The sequence below is a fragment of the Lutispora thermophila DSM 19022 genome, from assembly GCF_900142105.1.
GTDB lineage: Bacteria > Bacillota > Clostridia > Lutisporales > Lutisporaceae > Lutispora > Lutispora thermophila.
Genome location: NZ_FQZS01000005.1, coordinates 96,983 through 116,805, shown reverse-complemented (window position 1 = coordinate 116,805; position 19,823 = coordinate 96,983). Strand labels below are relative to the sequence as shown.

Below are 19,823 nucleotides of genomic sequence, written 5' to 3'. Positions count from 1 at the left end.
AATAATCAATAATAAATTAAGTTAGAATATAAAACTAGGAGGGACTTCTGTGAATTCAGAAAGATTGATAAACACATTTTTGGATCTTATAAAAATCAATAGCGTAAGCAAAGATGAAAAATACATAGCCCTTGAACTGAAAGGCAGACTTGAAAAGTTAGGATTTGAAACATACATAGATGATGCTGACAAAAAGGCAGGTTCCAACTCTGGAAATCTAATAGCCAAGCTGAAAGGCACTAAAAATGTACCTCCCATTATGCTTTCTGCCCACATGGATACAGTTAATCCTGGTCTCAACATTAAACCTCAAGTAACAGATGGTGTCATAAGAAGCGATGGAAGCACCATACTTGGAGCAGATGACAAGGCAGGTATTGCAACAATATTAGAAGCTGTTACGTATATAAAAGAAAGCAATATTCCCCATGGTCCCATTGAAGTAGTATTCACCATATGTGAAGAAATCGGCCTCTTGGGGGCAAAATATCTGGATCATTCAAGGCTTCAATCTAAGCATGCCTTTGTATTCGACAGCAGCGGCGAAGTTGGAACTGTTATTATACAGGGACCTTCACAGAAGCTGATAAATGCCTATATAAAAGGTAAGGCTGCCCATGCAGGCCTCAATCCCGAAAAAGGTATAGATGCTATAGCAATAGCAGCAAAAGCCATAAGCAATATGAAGTTAGGTCGTATAGATAAAGAAACAACAGCTAATGTAGGAATAATCAGAGGAGGTCATTCAACCAATATTGTATGTGATTTAGTAGAAATGGAAGCAGAAGCAAGAAGCCTCGATGTTCAGAAACTGAATAATCAGGTCAAGCATATGATCAAATGTCTTGAAGATGCATGCAACACAGAAAACGCTAAACTTGATATAGATATTCAAGATTGCTATGATGCCTTTTCAATAGATTTGGATGACCCAATATTGAAAATTGTTGAGTCCGCTATGAAAAATGCAGGTATAGACTATAAACCTAAATCAACAGGTGGAGGTAGTGATACAAACATATTAAACAAGTCAGGCATAAAGGCAGTCACTCTTGGAATAGGAATGACCAACTCTCACAGCACTGAAGAATTCATAACCATAGACAGTCTTGAAAAAACCGCATTGCTCATTGAAAAACTTATACAGGAAATTAAGTAGAATAAAGGGATGGGTACGACTCTCCATCATACTCATCCCTTTTATATTATTCCTTTGTTATATTATATACTCTTCCAGCATCTTTTCTGGTTCACCGATTAGTATGCTTTCCGGAACATCCTTAAACTGTCTGAAATTGCTTCTAAAGCTTTCTGCCAAACTGTTAGCCTTTCTGTAGTATTCGTCAATACTATACCATGTGTTTGGCGGATTTAAAACTAAATTTGGTACATTAGGACATTCCTTAGGTATTGCAAGATGGAATATGGGGTCAGTAATATACTCTACATTATCTAAATCACCGTTTATAGCAGCCCTTACCATGGCTCTTGTATATTTTAGCTTCATTCTGCTTCCTATTCCATAAGAACCGCTTGCCCAACCTGTATTAACAAGGAACACTTTTACATTATATTTATCAATTTTCTCTCCTAATAACTGAGCATAAACCTGAGGCCTGTGAAGCATAAATGGAGCTCCAAAGCAAGCTGAGAATGTAGCCTTAGGATCTACTATTCCCCTTTCCGTTCCTGCCAGCTTGCTGGTATAACCGGACATAAAGTGATACATGGCCTGCTCCTTTGTTAGCCTTGATATAGGTGGAAGAACTCCCGTGGCATCAGCGGTCAAAAATATTATAGTCTTTGGTATGCCACCCATACCCTCAAGTACTGCATTGTCTATATGCTCAACAGGGAATGCAGCTCTGGTATTCTCTGTGTACCTGTCATCATCATAATCCGGCTCTCCAGTAACTTCATGGATTACCACATTTTCCAGCAATGCTCCTTCTCTGATTGCTCCCCATATTTGAGGTTCATTTTCTTTAGATAGTTTTATGCATTTTGCATAACATCCTCCCTCAAAATTAAAAACCCCTTTATCTGTCCAGCCATGTTCATCATCGCCTATGAGCTTTCTATCGTCATCAGCAGATAATGTGGTTTTTCCTGTTCCAGACAATCCGAAAAACAAGGTTACATCACCGTTTTTGCCCATATTTGCAGAGCAGTGCATAGGTAAAACACCTTTGAATGGAAGAAGATAATTCATTACCGTAAAAATAGATTTCTTTATTTCACCGCAATATTTTGTACCTCCTATGAGTACTACCTTCTTCTCAAAATTAAGTACAATAAAAACTTCAGACCTGGTTCCATCTACTGCTGGATCCGCCTGCAGCCCAGGAACTGCAAAAACAGTAAATTCTGGTTGAAAGTTTTCCAGTTCTTCTTTCTTCGGTTTAATAAACATTTGTTGAGAGAATAAATTCTGAAATGCAAATTCATTTATGACTCTTATGGGCATCCTATATTCCTTGTCTGCCCCCACAAAACCATCGAATAAAAATACTTCTTTTGATTTTATATAATCTAAAACCTTTGAAAACAGTTTGTCAAAATTCTCTTTTGTCATGGGTATATTGCCTTTGTTCCAATTTACATGTTCATGAACAGATGGTGTGTCCACAATAAATCTATCCTCAGGTGACCTTCCTGTGTATTTCCCTGTGTTTACACATAAAGCTCCATTGCTGGCAATAACACAGCCTTCTTTTTCAACTGCAACATCAATCAATTGTTTTATAGGCAAATTATAATGTATCTTGCTACACTGAATTTCTACTCCATCCATAGAAGCATATAGCCTGTTCAAGTTTTTTACCCCCTAAAAAGCTAATATTTGTATTTTCACCTTATATATTATATCATAATTAAATATTTGTGCTATACTTTTTAATAATATTTATATAATTATCAGGGTTGAAAAATATATCTAATGATTAAAATACCAATTTTAGCAGATTTTATATTTATCTTATGAAATTCATCTGTTATAATTATTTCATGACTTAATGAGGTGATAATAATTGAAAAATAATTCTATTTACATAAAACTATCATGCTTATATTTTTCTGCCTATTGGTGTTTAGCTTGTTACAGCCCATTTTTATTATTATATTTGCAAGATCGTAAGCTTTCTTATGTTCAGATGGGATTTGTTTTTGCCTTAAACTCTTTAGTTAATGTCTTATGTCAACCTGTGTGGGGCTATATAACAGATAAATATTTAAACATTAAGAAGTCATTATATATTTCTATTATCGCCAGCGCAATTGCTATTGTACTTCTTGTTCAGTCTTATGAATATAGATTTATCATACTATCAACCGTAGTTTTCGTAGCTTTTCAAAGCTGTATATCTTCTCTTATGGATTCCTTATGCTATAAGATTATATATAAGTACAATAATATAAAGTTTGGAAAAGTCCGTTTGATGGGCTCTGCAGGTTATGCCATATCCTCATTTTTATTGGGTATTATCATCGCAAGAACATCTATCAACATAGCCTTTTATTTATACTCAATTTTTAGCATATTTGCAGTATTTTCTTTATGCAGATTGAATTTTAAAGATGAAACTCCCAGAGAAGAAAAAAGCAAAGCCCAACCTTTGCAAGTATTAAGAAACATAAGTCTGTTAGTGTTCTTACTTTCTGTAACAATAGCAAGCATTTCATATGGTGCAAACAGCAGTTATGTTGGTGTCCTGCTGCAGGAAACAGGAGGAAATACACAGAATCTTGGATTACTATGGTTTGTAATAGCAATGTCCGAGATACCGATTTTCTTTATATCAAGCAAGATTATTAACAAAATCGGTTCTATAAATACCTATTTATTATCACTGTTGATATTCTCATTGCGTTTTTTCTTATGCACCCTTTGGAATAATGTTTCTTTTATAATAGCTATTCAGTTTCTCCAAGGCTTTACCTTCCCGCTTTTTATGGCAGGAGCCTTAGATTACATGTCTAGCATAATACCATCTGAAGCTAGATCTTTCAGCATAGCATTAATGTCAGCTTTAATTTTTGGAGCTGGAGCTCTTATAGGAAACATGGGTGGAGGAATTATCATAGAAAGATTCGGCATATTCACTCTGTACCAAATTATGTCTGTCATATGCTTCACTGCTTTATTGATTGCCTTGACATTAAAGAAAAAAAGAGGAAGTAGCCCTTCCTCATTATAAGAAAGGCTTCATATATTATCATTTAAAAACAAGGAAGCCTTTCTTGAAGTACATTCAATGGAAAGTATAAATTTAAGAAATATATGCTTTCCTATGCATTATAATATAAATATTGCTACTATGGTTGTCACCACAAATCCTATAATAACAGGCAACAGATTTTTTCTTGCAATATCCGCAGGTTTTATTCCTGTTATTGCCGCAACCGGAATAACAGCCCATGGTATGATTGTGCCACCTCCAGTCCAAATGGCTGCTATCTGTCCCAGCGCACATAACCTTGCTATGTTGACATTAATAGCTGTACCGAACACTTTTGCGATGGATCCGGCTAAATTCATGCCAGAAAAACCAGAACCATCAAGGCCTGTTATTGCACCTACAGCAGTTTCAAGAATAGCTGCAATAGGCTTACTCAAAGCCACGCTGGATGCAAGAAGAAGTCCCATATCCGATAGTATACCCATTGAACCTTCAGGAAGAAAATCTCCAAATACAGTTGTAAAAGGTCCTACTTCTCCTAGATAAAAAAAGCCTGCAATAGGTAAAATAGGCCCAAATATCTCCATTCCAAAAGCAAAACCTTTTTTGATATACTCTGCAATCTTCTCTAAAGCTTCCTTCTTATATAGGGATACGCACAAAACACAAAGTACAATGACAGCAGTGCCGCCTACAAGAGCTGTAGCATCTCCTCCCACCAGATCAAAGGCAAACATGGCAGCAATATCCAGCAAAAACAATATAGGTACAAGTATTGCAGCCCATTTTGCAATCTTAGGATGTTTTATCGTATTTTCCACACTATACATTTCCACTTGTGGTTTAACAATGTTTCCAGTTTTTATATCTTTTTTAAGGATTATATATGAAGTTGACACTGTTACAACAGCCATAACAACATAAAGGGGTATTCCTTCATACATAACATCAACTACCGGAACCCCTCCAGATGTTGCAGTTATAGTAGGGGCTCCCTGGATTATAAAATCTGTTGACAATCCAATACCATGACCAAAAATATTCATTGCTACAGCAAACCCTATAACCGGTAAGCCAACTCTTATGGCAACAGGCAGCAGAACTGCACCAATCAATGCTGTAGCTGGTGAAGGCCAGAAGAACCATGATGCTAGCAACATCACTATACCTATTGTAAAAAAAGCTGCATCAGGAGTTTTTATTATCTTTGCTATAGGAGCTGCCATTAAGTAATTGGCACCTATTTCCTCTAACAGTTTCGCCATAGCAACAATAACTGAAATAATCATTATAACACTGATCAATTCAATACCGGCAACAATAAATGAATCAAATATGGCTCTTGCGGCACCACTTATGGAACCTTTCGCCACTAAACCAATTAGAAAAACTCCTACAATGCACGGAATTATAGTTTCTTTTCTAGCCAACATGAAACCCAATATGACCAGAACCATAATACAATAAATCCAATGTGCTGCAGTTATGGACATTTACATCACTCCCCGAAAACTATGATAATACCATAGTATTCGGAGATTCATACAACTGCTACAATAAAACCTCATACAGAACAGATAACAAAAAACTGTTGGCTTTTCTATCCAACACGGCAAGTCGAAAATGATTAGACGTTAAATAAGAAAATCCATCAGGAGTTCTTATTAAAATACCATGTTTCACCAACTCATTTCTTAACTTATAAGCATCCATACTTTTCTCAGTTATCTTAAGAAGATGGAAGTTTGCTTTTGACGAATAAACTTCTAGCCCTTTTAAATTAGATAACTCATTGTACAGATATAATCTCTCCTCTTTTATCCACTCATGGGATTTGGATATATAATCCTTATCTCCGAAAATACAGCTACCTGCAATAACTGCTGCTGCATTGACGCTCCAAGGCTGTTGGATTTTTTTTATTCTTTCCCATATTGCCCTGTTGCATGTTATAGCATAACCTAACCTTATACCCGGCATACCAAAAAATTTTGTGGCCGCCCTTATTAAAACAACATTTCCAAAATCATACATCTTTGATAAAAATGAACTATGCGGATAATCATCAGTAAATTCAATGAATGCTTCATCAATTATCAAAATTGAGTTCTTTTCATTTAACTGAGCAGCTATGTAAGCAAGGGTTGCTATATCAATTAAAAAACCTGTGGGATTGTTTGGGTTGCATAAAATAATTATGGATCTTTCTTCAACTATGTTTAAAAATAATTCAATATCTATTTTAGAAAAATCATGATTATAGCAGAAAACTTCCTCATACCGGATATTATATTTTATAGCTGCTTTCCTATATTCAGAAAAGGTAGGCCCCATTGTAAAAAGCTTATTATAATCCATGCTGTCTAAAATAGAATATATGAGATCAACAGCCCCATTCCCTGGCAACACATAGGCATCATCATCCAAAGATAAGTAATCTTTTATGCTCCTCACCAAAGCTCTGTACTCAGTGTCAGGATATCTGGCAAACACATCCATGTTATCCCTTAGAGCTTTTTTAAAGCTTTCAGGAACACCTGCCGGGTTTATGTTTGCACTAAAATCATATATTATATTATTATAATCATATATATTACCACCATGAAAACTCATACTTTATATCCCCTTTAGTAGGTAAGCTGCGATTGAAAAGAGTATTAAAGCCATAAGCCAACTGACATACATAATCTTTACCGTATGTTTTATATCCTTAGCCTCTATAACCTTTGATTTATCACCAATAGTGGGTTTAACTACAAGCTTACCAAAATAATAATTAGCTCCTCCAAGCATTATTCCTAAAGCTCCCGCAACTGCTGCCTCAGGATAACCACTGTTGGGGCTTAAATGCTTTCTCCCGTCCCTCAAAACAATCCTAAAGGAATTTTTATAATCCTTACCTAAAATAAATGCGCTTGCCACCATAAAAATAGCTGTAAGACGAGCAGGTATATAATTAGCAATATCATCAAGCTTCGCTGAAGCCCATCCAAAATCCTTATACTTATCATTTTTGTATCCCACCATAGAATCCAGTGTATTTATGGCTTTATATGCCATTGCCAATGGCGGACCTCCTATAAACATATAAAAAAGAGGAGCTATGATGCCATCGCTTGTGTTTTCAGATACTGTTTCTATAAGCCCTCTGGCTATACCCTCTTCATCGAGCCTACCTGTATCTCTTCCAACTATATAGGACAATAACTTTCTCGCCTCAGGCAAGTTATCCTGGAATAACACACTCATTATTTTGTATGCTTCCTTTTGAAGGCACTTTCCTGCTATGCAATAATACATAAAAATAACGCTTAGCATAAAGTTTAGCCATAGGCCAATTCTCATTGAAAACTTCAATATAAAATATATTGTTCCATAGCCTATTGCCACAGTTGAAATTGTAAGGATAATTCCTGCTATTTTTAAAGCGCTGTCGCTTCTACATATCTTTCTTATTATCTTTTCAAACCAACTTATATATGAACCAATAACCCTTACAGGATGAGGCATATTATAGGGATCACCAAAGATCAGATCCATTATGTTTGCAATCCAGATCTTAATCATCTATCTATGCCTCCAAAATCCAAATATTTTACTCATTTTCATACTACTCCTTGCTTAGTCGATTTTACCCATTATCCTTCAAATGCAATTTATTTTCTTTATGGTGCAGTGGCCTTGTTCTATTTCCAATAGGCTGTATTTTCCATGTTCAAAATAAAAATTCCAGAATCCGTCTTCTTTAAGCCCTAACAATGCTGAAATCATGACTCTCATACAACCTCCATGGGTTATGAGTGCCACATTTTTTCCATAATAAATTCTAATGATTTTTTCAAGAGCATTTTTTACCCTAAAATAAAAATCTCTAAAACATTCTCCTTTTGTAGGAGACATGTTTTTCCAATCATCTATACCTTTTTTCCAATCATCTGGGTAAAGTCTGGCAACATCATGATAGTGGCATCCTTCCCACAGGCCAAAGTCCATCTCTCTCATTTCCTCAACAATATCTACTTTTAAACCTTTGGTGGAAGCAATTCCTTGAGCCGTTTGCATGCATCTTTTTAAGGGACTGGAGAGGATAACATCCAACTCGATGTTTTCCATAGCCTTTTCTAGCTCCCTGCATTGCCTTTTTCCTGCTTCATTCAATTCTATATCTTTACTGCCAAAAAAAACTCCAGGCTTATTTAAATCCGTCTCACCATGCCTTATAATATATAACTTTAGCATTAGAATATATTCCTTTCCAAAACATATATAAACATCATAAAGCTTATTTCAGCCAGTTCACTGGCAGCTCCCAAAGTATCACCTGTCATACCGTCTATTTTTGATATTACAAAATTTCTAAAGGCCATTATTATGACAGTGCTACCTATCATCGCTACAAGGCCTTTCAAAGAACCAAAAAGCAAAATCATTATAATGCCTGATGAAATACCAAGGATAAGCCTTTTTATGGACATGTGAGAATAAAAAAGTCCTCCCATGCCACCATTAGCTCTTGCATATTTTGATATACCCATAAGCAATAGAACAAGAGTTTTAGCAACCATAGGGGCTAAAATTATTGCAATTCCCATATCCTTGTATGGCATGGCTGACAAGATGCTCAATCTAAATGTAAAATCCAATGCTATGGCAATGACTCCATTGGTACCTATCCTGCTATCCTTCATTATCTCCAGAATGCGTTCCTTGTCTCTGGCTGAAAACAAACCGTCACAGGTATCCCCAAGGCCATCCAGATGTATGCCACCTGTAATAAATATATTTGCTGCAAACCAAAAAACCAGAGCAAGAGTTTCGCCTAGAAAATGATCGGCAACAGAATATATGCCATAGTTAAATAATCCAACAATTAACCCAACAAGAGGCATAAAAACTATACCCTTTGAAAAGTCTTCTTCTTTAGCACTTATGTCTATTTTGATAGGTATCCTGGTAAAAAATTGCATCATCAATATCAAACTTCTCATATCATCACTTAATCCTGATGGGTATGCCTGATACAGCTAAGTATACCTCGTCTGACCTTTCTCCAATGATTTGATTCATTCTCCCTGCAATATCCCTAAATGCCCTTGCCACTGGATTCTCAGGAACGATTCCCCAACCAACTTCATTGGTAACCAATATGGCATCTGCAGAAGATGCCTTTATGGCATTCAGCATGGCCATGATCTGTTCTTTTATACTTTCCTCAGCCTTGTTGTAGTCTTCTATAGTTGCGTTCTCCAAATCATAATTAAAATATTCCATTAATTGATTGGTAACCATTACTGTTATACAATCCAGCAAAAAACAACTATAATCTTCTTCATATCTATATATGACATCTTGAACATCTCTATAGGTTTCTACAGTAAACCATGCTTTGTTTCTCGATTCTCTATGCTTTTTTATTCTATCTTTCATTTCACTATCAAAAGGCACGGCAGTAGCAATATAAATCACCTTATCTCCATATTCCGCTGCCAATTTCTCTGAGAATCTGCTTTTACCGCTTCTGGCACCTCCGGTTATAAGAACGCATTTTCCCATAATTTCTCCCTACCTTATATCAACCAAAAAATCATTTACGATGGTGGCTTCCTCAAAGGTTGCCATCTTGGTTATTACATCATTGGCAGCATCTAAGATATCATAAGCAACAGCACAGCCGCTTCCTTCTCCTAACCTCATGTCCAGATTGAGCATTGGCTGAAGCTTTAATTCTTCCATAATCCTCTTATATCCAGGCTCTGCAGAGCAATGGGTGGGAAACATGTAATCCACAACTAAAGGATTCAACCTGTAGGCCAGCAAAGCTGCAGCAGCAGATATCAATCCATCTATCAGTATGGGGATCCTGTAATAAGCTGCTCCTATAAAGCATCCTGCCATACCACCTATATCAAAACCTCCAACCTTTGCTAGAACGTCAATGGGGTCATTCTTATCAGGATTATTAATCTCTAAAGCCTGTTTTATCACTCTCTTTTTATTTTCATAGGCTTCCTCTGTAAGTCCTGCACCTTTTCCTACCACCATATCAGCATCTGCTCCCGTAAAAGCAATTAATACTGCACTGCTAGTGCTGGTATTTCCTATGCCCATTTCTCCAGTACCTAGAACTTCTGCCCCTTCTCTTACAGACTCTTCAACCATTTCTATACCTATCATTATGGATTTTATGGCTTCTTCTCTTGTCATGGCCGGTCCCTTTGAAATATTCCATGTACCTTTTCTTATTTTTTTATTATATAACCCTGGGTACTCCACATCTGCATTGATTCCTATATCTACTACCTTAAGCTTTGCCCCTGCATGTTTAGCCAACACTCCAACTCCTGTAATCCCCCTCAACATATTTATAGTTTGAATGAGTGTTATATTCTGAGGGCAGCAGCTTACTCCCTCCTCCACAATACCGTTATCGGAAGACATGATAATAAGATGCCTGTTTTTCATAGGATTATCAAGCTTTCCTGTTATCCCGGAAATCTTTATTGCTATGCTCTCAAGATGTCCTAAGCTTCCTAAAGGCTTCGCCAAATTATCCAATCTCTCTTTTGCTTTTGCTTTGCTATTTTCATCGGCTCCCTTTATGTCCGACAATATCTTCTCCAGATTATCCAAATCAATCCTCTCCTCAATCTAAAAATAAAACAAAAAACCACACCAGAAGTGTGGGAATATGCATAATCAATCATCCCCTCCCTCCGAAGGTTGAACATAGCATTTGGCAGGTTTCCTGGCTCATGGTTCATCTTACTCTCCAGCCTTCTCGGTCTCCCAATGGCTAAGTTGGATTTCATCCCCATATACAGTAGCGGGGGCTGCAGCAGCTTCTCACTGCTTTCCCTTTTAACCTCGGTACGTATAATATCCCAAGGCACCAAAACTTATTCTATTGAGTTCATTATAATGTTATTGAAAAGGACTGTCAATGTCATAACCTATTCTCTCTGAATCCGAAAATTTTCCACAGACCAGTAACACTTTAAGCATCAAAAGATATTATGATATTAGAGGTGAGTGACACCTAAAATTAGGAGGTGAATGGTATATGGGCAAAGATTATTGCAAAAAAGAATGTAGAGAATTTAAAATCAAGAATTTCCCAGATAACATAAGAGAGCTGCTTTGCATGCTGGCAAAGGATGAAAATAATAGAGTAACAATCATACTGGATACATGCGAAGACTGTATTTTAGAAGATGTATGCCTAGTAGCAGTAATAGGCGATTTGGCAGTATTCCGTTACCATGATAAGTTTAAATTTGTAGATGTTCATTGCATATGCACTGTAATAGTAGATTGCGAAACCATACTGGATGAAGTTCTAGAATCAAGCAATCGTTGCAAATGCTAAAAATTAAAAATAAATTAATAAATCCGGCTCCCTCAGCCGGATTTATTAATAATACATTTTTCTGTCTAAATACTCTTGAACCAATCTTAAAGCCTCACCAAATCTCTGGAAGTGAACAACTTCTCTTTGTCTCAGGAAGCTCAGGGTTTCAATAACACCTTTATCATTGGTTGATTGAATCAAATGCTCATAGGTGGTCCTTGCCTTTTGCTCTGCTGCCATGTCTTCATGCAAATTTGTTATTGGGTCTCCAAGGGCCTGTATATATGCTGCGGTCCAAGGCACACCAGCAGCATCATGTGGATAAAGGTCTTTGCCGTGTTGGATATAATGCGGACCTATTCCCGCTTCTTCTAATTGCTTTGGAGTAGCCTTTTCTATTATTTTGTGTATCAAAGTACCTATAATTTCCCAATGGGCTAATTCTTCAGTGCCAATATCTGTTAATATAGCCTTTGCCTGTGGTATTGGCATTGTAGTTCTTTGTGTAAGGTACCTGATACCTGCTGAAAGTTCACTGTCTGGTCCTCCATATTGGGCAAACAGCAACTTTGCTATATTCAAATCGCCGCCTTCAACCCATGCCGGATATTGTAGCTTCTTTTCATATATCCACATATATTATCTTCCCCCCATCTCATAGTCAATTTCCCATGGCCATGGATCTTCTATCCACTTCCATTCTCTGTTGGCTCCATTGGAAGCAGTCAGTGGACCGAATTGATTCTCATACTTTTCCTTTAATTCTCTCGACTTGCAGCTATACTGCTTAAAGACCATGAGAGCTTTTTCATCTTCGGGATGAGTGTCAAGATATAGATTCAGCTCAATTAAGGAAAAATCCAGAGCCATTATCTCCTTTAGAAGCTCAAGCCTATCCTTACTTATTTTCATTATATAAACCTCCCTTTTTAATCTTCCTCAGATCTCTTTTTTTTCGGGTATGGGTCGTAGAGTTCAGGAAAGATTGTACCCCTCATAAGTCCTTTCCAAGGTTCATAAATTTTGTCCATTACCTGGAATGGAACATAGGCTCTGGCCAGTTTGAAACCTGGTCCCATCATCTGAGGTGAAACATGCATATTGTACTTTTTCATCTATCTCCCTCCTTAACAGATCTCCATACCATATTATTCAGGAGGTGAAAGCTTTGCTACAAAAAACAAAACAGCAGGCTTACGCCTGCTGACTTATGACCCAAAATGCCGTCAGATATAAACCTTACACCTGCACTCACACAGGTGGGTGCTCTGACCACTACTTCAATCCACCAACTTTTAAAGAAGGCTCGATTTCCATAATGGTACCCAAGCTCCCGTATTCTATCTGTAGGTTAAGGTTTTATCCCTGACTAACATCTCAGGTAAATCTAATATCTATAGTTATAGTATAAATAAGTCATCCATAAAAATCAATATAAGCCAAGTTGTAAATATTTCTCTTTATATTTAATATAACAATTTCTCTGCTTTTTATACTGCCACCATGTTTCAAAATCAAAACATTAAGGAATTTTACATATTTTATTTGAAAAATCTTTTTCTCTTATGTTCAAATATACATTATCCTTTTCTTCTGAACTCATTAAACATTAGCCTCAATAATTCCAAATATATTTCTAATAAGTGCATATCATGTTATTTTTGCAATTTTATCAATGATGAACAGTTCTTTATTAATATCAAGTTTAACTTCATCCATCTGTTTAGATACTTTATATTTAAAAATTTGCCATTCCTTGTGGTCCAACATTATCTTCGAACAATCCTTACCTGTTATATAATAATACCTGTATATATAATCATTGTTTAATTTATACTTCTTCAGCAAAAATGCAGCGACTTCAACTGTATTGTAATAAGTCCTGTTCCGATCCCCATCTCCTTTACGTACATTTTTATTCCTATAAGAAAGTGATTTGGCGAATAATTATCTTCATTTATTTTTAAAATACCAATGCTAACCCAAATTCACAACTCATAGCAATTCTTAATATCCTCTATCCAAATCTACCAAATTCACAAACTCTCCTTTTCCTTCAAAGGCTAAGAGATTTGGTTCAATGATTTCCAATGCTCTGTCAAAATATCTATCTGATTGGCCGCATATATGAGGAGTAATTATGAGGTTATCAAGATTCCAGAAAGGGCTGTCTTCCGGTAAAGGTTCCTGATAAAACACATCGGATACTCCATATCTTATTTTTCCAGATTTAAGAGCATCGATAAAATCTTGTTCATTTACTGTGCTTCCTCTTCCCATGTTTATGAAGCATGCATCTTCTTTCATAAGGTCAAAATATTTCTTGTTTATTATTATTTCCGTATTCTTGGTACCTGGTAGAAGGTTTATGATATAATCGCTCTGTCTGAATACTTCATACATTTCTTCCTGACTGTATACCTTTTCAACATAGGGCACATCCGTGGAAGCACTCTTAACACCTATAACATGCATTCCCAGTAAACTTGCCTTCCTTGCAATCTCTTTGCCTATGCTCCCTAAGCCTAATATTCCCAATGTAGCCCCATTGATTTCTCCTTGATGAACTGAGCTATCCCATTTTTGGCTCTTTTGATTCTTAAACATTATGTGGAAGTTTCTCGCCAGCATTATAAGAACCCCAATGGCATATTCTGACATGTGTATCTTATGAATACCTCTGCCATTGGTGAGGATTATTCCTCTTTTTTTGATTTTTTCCAAAGGAAAGCTGTCTACACCTGCACTTAATGCTTGTAACCACTTTATGTTAGGTGCCATATCAAGCATTTCTTCACTGCACTTAAAGGATATCAATACATCTGCATCTACAATATGCTTTTCCATATCACTTTTTTGAGTACAAACATAAAAATCATATGTCGGGTGTTTATCCCTCATGTACTCCAGATGTCTTCCTGACACCTTGTGATAAATCAAAACCTTCTTCATCAGCATCCTCCTTATTTATTTCTTCAATATTATTTCAATGGCTTCTTTATAAGGGGGTCTTAAAATGCCTTTTTCTGTAACTATTGCGGTGATAAGATGATTTGGCGTCACATCAAATGCAGGGTTGTACACCTTGACACCTATTGGAGCAGTTCTCTTTCCAAAACCGCAGCTCACCTCTTCTTCGCTTCTTTCTTCAATTACTATTTTGCCACCATCTGGAGTATCAATATCTATTGTGGAACTTGGTGCAGCTATATAAAATGGAATGTTATGAGCTTTAGCCAGCACTGCCAAGCCATATGTACCAATCTTATTGGCTGCATCTCCATTTGCAGCCACTCTGTCGCAGCCTGTGATAACTGCATCGATCCATCCTTTGCTCATGACATGAGCGGCCATATTGTCGCATATCAATGTTACATCCACACCATATTGCATAAGCTCCCATACAGTTAACCTGGCTCCTTGAAGCAAAGGCCTTGTCTCATCTGCAAAAACCTTAATATTCCATCCCTTATCCTTTGCAAGGAAGATTGGTGACAAAGCTGTACCATACCTTGCAGTTGCCAAGCCGCCTGCATTGCAATGGGTAAGAATAGTCATGCCATCCTTCAGCAATGTCAGCAGATTCTCACCTATGGATTTGCACATGGCTTCATCTTCATCTCTTATGGCATGGGCTTCATTCAATAAATCCATCTTAATCTCTTCCAGTGTTTTGTTTTTGCTGTCTAAAGCTCTTTTCTCCATACGCTTCAAAGCCCAGAAAAGGTTTACAGCCGTTGGCCTTGATGAGGCAACATAATCCGAGTTTTTCCTCAATTCTTGGTAAAAGCTTTCAAAATCTGCAGCCTTGGAGTTTCTGACGGATATATACAATCCATAAGCTGCTACAATGCCTATTGCAGGGGCTCCCCTTACTTTCAGCTTATAAATTGCATCCCATACTTCTTCTATAGTTTGTAAAGTTATGTACTCCACCTTTTCAGGCAGCTTTGTCTGGTCCAATATGACTAGATTATCGTTCTCCCATTTTATAGAAAGAACGCAGTCCTGTGAATTATCCACTCTATACCTCCTCTTTTCCTTTTATATTTACTACCCAATCAAATATGGACAATTGCTGATACCTTACATTGGTAAAATTTGATAAGGATAAGCCTATGAGCCTGATACCCTTATCTATATTATAATTGTCCAATATTTCAAAGGCAGTCTGTTTCACTTCCTTAAAGCTATTGGTATAATCCTTTAGAGTTTTGCTTCTTGTATGGGTCTTAAAGTCCTGAGTCTTGATCTTTACTGTAATGGTCTTGGCATATATGGATTCTTCCAACAAGGAATTTGTCAACTCTTCTGCGAAATCCGTCAATACTTCTTTTAATATCTCCTTATCAGATGTGTCACTTGGGAAGGTTGTCTCCCTTCCTATGGATTTCATCTCCCTTTCGGTGGATACCAGTCTGTTGTCGATTCCTCTTATACGATTATATATTTCAATGCCATATTTCCCAAAATAATATATCATCTGGTCCTCTGTAAGTTTAAGAAGCTGTTCTATGGTGTATATGCCTATTTCATTCAATCTCTCAATGGATCTCTCTCCTATTCCGTGGACCTTGCTAATTGGCAAAGGCTTTAGAATCTCCGGCACCATATCCTCCGTTATGACTTTAAGGCCATTTGGCTTGTTCCAATCTGAAGCAATCTTAGCCAAGAATTTATTATATGATATACCTGCAGAAAGTGTTAATCCAAGTCTTCCCTTTATCCTTTTCTTTATTATATTTACTATTTGTATGGGATTCTCATTCAAATTGGTTATGTCCAGATATGCTTCATCGATTGATACAGCTTCAACTAAATCTGTAATGGAATGAAGAATTTCAAAAACCTTTTTAGACACTTCTGAATATCTGTTATGCCTAACCGGCAGATAGATGCCCTTTGGACATAATTGCTTTGCAATAAACATTGGCATGGCAGAATGTACCCCATATTTTCTAGCCTCATAGGAGCATGTACTTACAACACCTCGTGGTCCATCGCCACCCACTATTACAGGTTTACCCTTCAGCTTTGGATTATCCACTTGCTCCACTGAAGCGAAAAATGCATCCATATCCACATGTATTATCACTCTCTTGTCCAATTCAATGCACCTGCTCAGAGATTATTGTTAATAAAAGTATACTAAATCATTTAACTTCATACAACTAAAATGAAAGCAAAAAACAGGACAAGGCTTTTACCTTGTCCGTATTGTCTGTCTTTATTTATAAAACACATGATTACCTATTTTGGTAACATAAGTTTTGTTCTTCACTATCCATGTTCCTGCTGATTTGGCAGGATTGAAAAAGTATGTGCTGTTTCCTACAGGTCTTGAACCGTTTAGTGCCTCTTTTGCAGCAGCAATACTTTCTGCATTGGGTTCATTATATATCGTTCCATCTGCAACGGGACTGAACTGTGGTATTCCTTGATAATACTCAAAAATAACACCTTTTATTGTATTAGGGAAATAAGATGAATTTACTCTGTTCATTATTACATTGCCCACTGCAACTTTTCCTTTATATGGTTCAGCCTCTGCCTCTGCATTTATTATTCTTGACAGCCAGTAAAGATCTGTAGCCATCTGTTCTCTTGAGGTTGTCCCCCTGGAAGCTGCTGTTGAAGCCGTTGTAGCCGCTGTTGTTGTGGTTGTTGAAAGATATAATTTAGTCTGAGTTATGGGACCTGCAATACCATCCGGTGTTAAACCGTTTGCTTTCTGAAAAGCTACAACAGCATTATAAGTTTTGCTTCCGAAAACTCCGTCTGCAATTCCAACAGAGTAGCCTTTATTATTTAATGCTGATTGAAGTTTTTTAACAGCATCCCCTCTGCTTCCGCTTTTCAATGTGGAGTTCACATTAGCCATTCCCAGCTTTGATAATGTCAAATAACCAACCACTCCGTCGGGAGTTAGTCCATTTTTTCTCTGGAAATATTTCACTGCTTCTTTGGTATTGTTTCCAAAGATTCCATCAGGATTTGCATTGGTATAACTCCAATTCTTCAATTTTGTTTGAATTGTGTATACTTCACTTCCTCTTGAGCCTGTTTTTATTAACGTATCTGCATTTACACCCATTGTCAGGATAGCTATGCATCCTGCTACAGTTGCATAAACCGAAACTTTTTTCAATATTGTTTTCATAAGTATTCACTCCTTCTATTATGCTTCCGAAGTTAGCTGACGGGCTCGGGAAAGAAGGTTTCCTACCAAGTTTACTTGGATTAACCCCTCTGATTGGTTCCTCCGTACCCAGCAAAGCTGGGATTCAGCAAGTTTGGTTTACATAAATAGCATTATAACGTGTATGTCCAACTTTGTCAAAGAAGGAGCTCGATTGTTATGAAGTTAGTGATTTCAAAGGTTCTAATAATCTATAATAATTAATAGCCAGATATTACATAATCCTTATTTAAAGATACTTCCCACATTATTACATTTATAGTGCATAATAATGTAAGTTTATGCACAAGAAAGGTTTTTGAGGCAGATTTATACTTTGCTATAAGAAAAGTTTTTATGGAAAGTATAATTTAAAAATTTAGACTTTCCTATGTCTTATAGAAAAAAGAAAGGTTCACAAACAAACCTTTCTTGTATGTTATGATTTATGAATCCTCTTTGCGCCATTTATAACATTCTTAAGCAAAACAGATGTAGTAACAGAACCAACACCGCCTGGAACCGGAGTGATTAAAGATGCTTTTTCCTTTACTGCTTCAAAATCTACATCGCCGCACAAGTTCCCATTATCATCCACGTTTATTCCCACATCTATTACAATGGCATCCTTCTTTATGTAATCACTTCCAATAAACTTTGCTTTTCCTATGGCAGCGGCAACGATATCGGCGCTTGACACCACTTCTTTCAGATTTTCCGTCTTTGAGTGACAAATGGTCACAGTAGCATCTTCCTTAAGTAACATCATGGCCAAAGGTTTTCCAACTACCATGCTTCTTCCCAAAACCACCACTTTTTTGCCTTTTACATCTATATTAAAGTACTTTATTATATTCATAACCGCTGCAGGAGTACATGGCAAGTATCCGTCCAAATCTCCCTCAAATATCCTGGCAAAATTCAATGGATTCATACAATCCACATCTTTATTTGGATCTATTATATGTTTAATAACATTTTCGTCTAAATGCTTTGGGAGAGGCCTAAAAACCAATATACCATGAACAAACCTATCCTGGTTTAATCCTTGAATAAGTTTTGTAAAACTCTCCATGTCAATGTTTTCATCACATTCATGGACTTGTCCTGTTATATTGACTTTTTCACAATTTTTCAGGATGCTTTTTTCGTAGGCTATGTCATCTTCTCTTTTTCCAACTCTCACAATGGCCAATAAAGGATTAACTCCTTTCTCTCTAAGCTTTTCGCTTTCCATCTTAATATTATCAAGAAAAACTTTTGCGGCTTCTTTGCAATTCAGCACATGTCCCAATTTTTATGCCTCCTTATTCTATAATCTCACTATTCCAGTTTTTTAATGCCACTTTCACTGATCTTGCCATTTCTTTTGAAAATTCGGCCCCTGTTTTAATTGCATAATGCACTTGTCCCATGTTTTTAGCGCCAAATTCGTTTGTTTCATTAAAGCGCCTTTCTATATTCTTAAAGCAATCTTTGATGTTATCTTTATAACTTTCATCATATGTATCAGTATATACGATGTACTTTTCATCAAATCTTTCCCTCTTAACCTTATTATAACCTTCAGGATAATAACCCATGCAGAGCATCCCAACAGGAAATACCCATTTTGGTAAATTAAACAATTCCCTATGGGTTTCGTAATTTTCCATTATATCTCCAATGTAGCAGGAACCAATACCAAGAGCCTCGCCTGCAATAACCGCATTTTGTGCAGCAATTATGGCATCACAGGTGGCAAGCATTAGATTTGCTTCACTGGGGCCCTCAAATTTTACTCCTTTTGATTTGCAATAGTCAGATACTTGAGAATGAATGTAATAGTCATACCATCGCTGATAATCCGCCAAAAAAATTAAAACTAAAGGGGCTTTAGCTATGAAAGGTTGATTATCACAAGTTTTACTAAGCACATCTTTTTTCTTTTGATCCTCCACTTTAATTATGGAATACAACATCATATTTCCTGCCGTAGGTGCTCTCATGGCACATTCCAATATGATGTCAATGTGTTCTTTTGCTACAAGTCTTTCATCATACTTTCTCAAAGATACTCTATTCATCATCACATCAATAACATTATTCATTTCTATACCTCCTTTGCAATAATATTCTA

The 19,823-nt window shown here is 36.6% G+C and carries 21 protein-coding genes, 1 other RNA gene and 2 riboswitches; of the genes, 3 read left to right on the top strand and 19 right to left on the bottom strand.

From position 1 onward, the window contains the following. Nucleotides 1–49 precede the first annotated feature (49 nt). Complete coding sequence (locus BUB48_RS03715; protein ID WP_073024692.1) at nucleotides 50–1,159, top strand: M20/M25/M40 family metallo-hydrolase; 1,110 nt, start codon at nucleotides 50–52, stop codon at nucleotides 1,157–1,159. A 57-nt stretch (nucleotides 1,160–1,216) separates the two neighbouring features. Here the strand turns inward: BUB48_RS03715 and pckA are convergent, their stop codons facing one another. Continuing rightward, nucleotides 1,217–2,794, bottom strand: coding sequence for a phosphoenolpyruvate carboxykinase (ATP) (pckA, locus tag BUB48_RS03710; RefSeq protein WP_073025010.1), 1,578 nt, complete (start codon nucleotides 2,792–2,794; stop codon nucleotides 1,217–1,219). Nucleotides 2,795–3,029: 235 nt separating this feature from the next. Here pckA and BUB48_RS03705 point away from each other — a divergent pair, with 235 nt between their 5' ends. Next, nucleotides 3,030–4,196 carry an MFS transporter gene (locus BUB48_RS03705; RefSeq protein ID WP_073024690.1) on the top strand — a complete coding sequence of 389 codons (1,167 nt, stop codon included), beginning with the start codon at nucleotides 3,030–3,032 and terminating at the stop codon, nucleotides 4,194–4,196. Between the two features lie 98 nt (nucleotides 4,197–4,294). Here the strand turns inward: BUB48_RS03705 and BUB48_RS03700 are convergent, their stop codons facing one another. From BUB48_RS03700 to cobT, 7 genes are all read right to left on the bottom strand, one after another. Beyond that, entirely contained in the window at nucleotides 4,295–5,671 is a 1,377-nt protein-coding gene (locus BUB48_RS03700) for a hypothetical protein (protein WP_073024688.1), read from the bottom strand. Between the two features lie 58 nt (nucleotides 5,672–5,729). Next, the gene (locus BUB48_RS03695) at nucleotides 5,730–6,791 is read right to left on the bottom strand and encodes a pyridoxal phosphate-dependent aminotransferase (RefSeq protein ID WP_073024686.1); all 1,062 of its coding nucleotides are present in this window, start codon (nucleotides 6,789–6,791) and stop codon (nucleotides 5,730–5,732) included. 3 nt (nucleotides 6,792–6,794) lie between these two features. Beyond that, a complete protein-coding gene (gene cbiB, locus BUB48_RS03690; RefSeq protein ID WP_073025008.1) occupies nucleotides 6,795–7,742 on the bottom strand; it encodes an adenosylcobinamide-phosphate synthase CbiB in 948 nt (315 codons plus the stop codon). Between the two features lie 81 nt (nucleotides 7,743–7,823). Next, nucleotides 7,824–8,417 (bottom strand): alpha-ribazole phosphatase, encoded by a 594-nt coding sequence (gene cobC / locus BUB48_RS03685; protein ID WP_073024684.1) that lies wholly within the window; start codon nucleotides 8,415–8,417, stop codon nucleotides 7,824–7,826. Beyond that, nucleotides 8,417–9,166 (bottom strand): adenosylcobinamide-GDP ribazoletransferase, encoded by a 750-nt coding sequence (gene cobS, locus BUB48_RS03680; RefSeq protein WP_073024682.1) that lies wholly within the window; start codon nucleotides 9,164–9,166, stop codon nucleotides 8,417–8,419. Before cobS ends, cobC begins: the two co-directional genes overlap by 1 nt. 4 nt (nucleotides 9,167–9,170) lie before the next feature. Continuing rightward, entirely contained in the window at nucleotides 9,171–9,731 is a 561-nt protein-coding gene (gene cobU / locus BUB48_RS03675) for a bifunctional adenosylcobinamide kinase/adenosylcobinamide-phosphate guanylyltransferase (protein WP_073024680.1), read from the bottom strand. Nucleotides 9,732–9,740: 9 nt separating this feature from the next. After that, nucleotides 9,741–10,808: a nicotinate-nucleotide--dimethylbenzimidazole phosphoribosyltransferase gene (cobT, locus tag BUB48_RS03670; protein ID WP_073024678.1), complete on the bottom strand. Its 1,068-nt coding sequence runs from the start codon at nucleotides 10,806–10,808 to the stop codon at nucleotides 9,741–9,743. A gap of 88 nt (nucleotides 10,809–10,896) precedes the next feature. Further along, nucleotides 10,897–11,087, bottom strand: a riboswitch (cobalamin riboswitch). 151 nt (nucleotides 11,088–11,238) lie between these two features. Between cobT and BUB48_RS03665 the strand changes: the two genes are divergently transcribed. Continuing rightward, nucleotides 11,239–11,544 carry a hypothetical protein gene (locus BUB48_RS03665; RefSeq protein ID WP_073024676.1) on the top strand — a complete coding sequence of 102 codons (306 nt, stop codon included), beginning with the start codon at nucleotides 11,239–11,241 and terminating at the stop codon, nucleotides 11,542–11,544. A gap of 45 nt (nucleotides 11,545–11,589) precedes the next feature. Here BUB48_RS03665 and BUB48_RS03660 read toward each other — a convergent pair whose 3' ends face one another. The 11 genes from BUB48_RS03660 to BUB48_RS03610 form a co-directional block, all read right to left on the bottom strand. After that, the gene (locus BUB48_RS03660) at nucleotides 11,590–12,162 is read right to left on the bottom strand and encodes a manganese catalase family protein (RefSeq protein ID WP_073024674.1); all 573 of its coding nucleotides are present in this window, start codon (nucleotides 12,160–12,162) and stop codon (nucleotides 11,590–11,592) included. A 3-nt stretch (nucleotides 12,163–12,165) separates the two neighbouring features. Next, complete coding sequence (locus BUB48_RS03655; RefSeq protein ID WP_073024672.1) at nucleotides 12,166–12,438, bottom strand: spore coat protein CotJB; 273 nt, start codon at nucleotides 12,436–12,438, stop codon at nucleotides 12,166–12,168. A gap of 17 nt (nucleotides 12,439–12,455) precedes the next feature. Next, nucleotides 12,456–12,641 (bottom strand): spore coat associated protein CotJA, encoded by a 186-nt coding sequence (locus BUB48_RS03650; RefSeq protein ID WP_084524343.1) that lies wholly within the window; start codon nucleotides 12,639–12,641, stop codon nucleotides 12,456–12,458. Nucleotides 12,642–12,734: 93 nt separating this feature from the next. Beyond that, nucleotides 12,735–12,913, bottom strand: a non-coding RNA gene (gene ssrS / locus BUB48_RS03645) — 6S RNA. Nucleotides 12,914–13,176: 263 nt separating this feature from the next. Beyond that, nucleotides 13,177–13,374, bottom strand: a complete 198-nt coding sequence (locus BUB48_RS03640) for a hypothetical protein (RefSeq protein WP_073024669.1) — start codon at nucleotides 13,372–13,374, stop codon at nucleotides 13,177–13,179. 159 nt (nucleotides 13,375–13,533) lie between these two features. Then, nucleotides 13,534–14,478 (bottom strand): D-2-hydroxyacid dehydrogenase, encoded by a 945-nt coding sequence (locus BUB48_RS03635; protein WP_073024667.1) that lies wholly within the window; start codon nucleotides 14,476–14,478, stop codon nucleotides 13,534–13,536. 15 nt (nucleotides 14,479–14,493) lie between these two features. After that, a complete protein-coding gene (mtnA, locus tag BUB48_RS03630) occupies nucleotides 14,494–15,549 on the bottom strand; it encodes an S-methyl-5-thioribose-1-phosphate isomerase (protein ID WP_073024666.1) in 1,056 nt (351 codons plus the stop codon). A gap of 1 nt (nucleotide 15,550) precedes the next feature. After that, entirely contained in the window at nucleotides 15,551–16,633 is a 1,083-nt protein-coding gene (locus BUB48_RS03625) for a DNA polymerase IV (RefSeq protein ID WP_073024664.1), read from the bottom strand. 120 nt (nucleotides 16,634–16,753) lie between these two features. After that, complete coding sequence (locus tag BUB48_RS18790) at nucleotides 16,754–17,686, bottom strand: peptidoglycan-binding protein (protein ID WP_084524341.1); 933 nt, start codon at nucleotides 17,684–17,686, stop codon at nucleotides 16,754–16,756. 6 nt (nucleotides 17,687–17,692) lie between these two features. After that, a riboswitch (cyclic di-AMP (ydaO/yuaA leader) is annotated at nucleotides 17,693–17,826 on the bottom strand. A gap of 317 nt (nucleotides 17,827–18,143) precedes the next feature. Beyond that, a complete protein-coding gene (locus tag BUB48_RS03615; protein ID WP_278308940.1) occupies nucleotides 18,144–18,998 on the bottom strand; it encodes a bifunctional 5,10-methylenetetrahydrofolate dehydrogenase/5,10-methenyltetrahydrofolate cyclohydrolase in 855 nt (284 codons plus the stop codon). Between the two features lie 13 nt (nucleotides 18,999–19,011). Then, a complete protein-coding gene (locus tag BUB48_RS03610) occupies nucleotides 19,012–19,794 on the bottom strand; it encodes a nitroreductase family protein (protein WP_073025000.1) in 783 nt (260 codons plus the stop codon). Nucleotides 19,795–19,823: the final 29 nt, after the last annotated feature.

Coding starts and splice junctions, on each gene's coding strand:
- pckA (WP_073025010.1), bottom strand. CDS start 2,794: ATGGATGGAGTAGAAATTCAGTGTAGCAAGATACATTATAATTTGCCT.
- BUB48_RS03635 (WP_073024667.1), bottom strand. CDS start 14,478: ATGAAGAAGGTTTTGATTTATCACAAGGTGTCAGGAAGACATCTGGAG.
- BUB48_RS03660 (WP_073024674.1), bottom strand. CDS start 12,162: ATGTGGATATATGAAAAGAAGCTACAATATCCGGCATGGGTTGAAGGC.
- cobS (WP_073024682.1), bottom strand. CDS start 9,166: ATGAGAAGTTTGATATTGATGATGCAATTTTTTACCAGGATACCTATC.
- BUB48_RS03700 (WP_073024688.1), bottom strand. CDS start 5,671: ATGTCCATAACTGCAGCACATTGGATTTATTGTATTATGGTTCTGGTC.
- BUB48_RS03610 (WP_073025000.1), bottom strand. CDS start 19,794: ATGAATAATGTTATTGATGTGATGATGAATAGAGTATCTTTGAGAAAG.
- BUB48_RS03665 (WP_073024676.1), top strand. CDS start 11,239: ATGGGCAAAGATTATTGCAAAAAAGAATGTAGAGAATTTAAAATCAAG.
- cobC (WP_073024684.1), bottom strand. CDS start 8,417: ATGCTAAAGTTATATATTATAAGGCATGGTGAGACGGATTTAAATAAG.
- cobU (WP_073024680.1), bottom strand. CDS start 9,731: ATGGGAAAATGCGTTCTTATAACCGGAGGTGCCAGAAGCGGTAAAAGC.
- BUB48_RS03655 (WP_073024672.1), bottom strand. CDS start 12,438: ATGAAAATAAGTAAGGATAGGCTTGAGCTTCTAAAGGAGATAATGGCT.
- BUB48_RS18790 (WP_084524341.1), bottom strand. CDS start 17,686: ATGAAAACAATATTGAAAAAAGTTTCGGTTTATGCAACTGTAGCAGGA.
- BUB48_RS03695 (WP_073024686.1), bottom strand. CDS start 6,791: ATGAGTTTTCATGGTGGTAATATATATGATTATAATAATATAATATAT.
- BUB48_RS03650 (WP_084524343.1), bottom strand. CDS start 12,641: ATGAAAAAGTACAATATGCATGTTTCACCTCAGATGATGGGACCAGGT.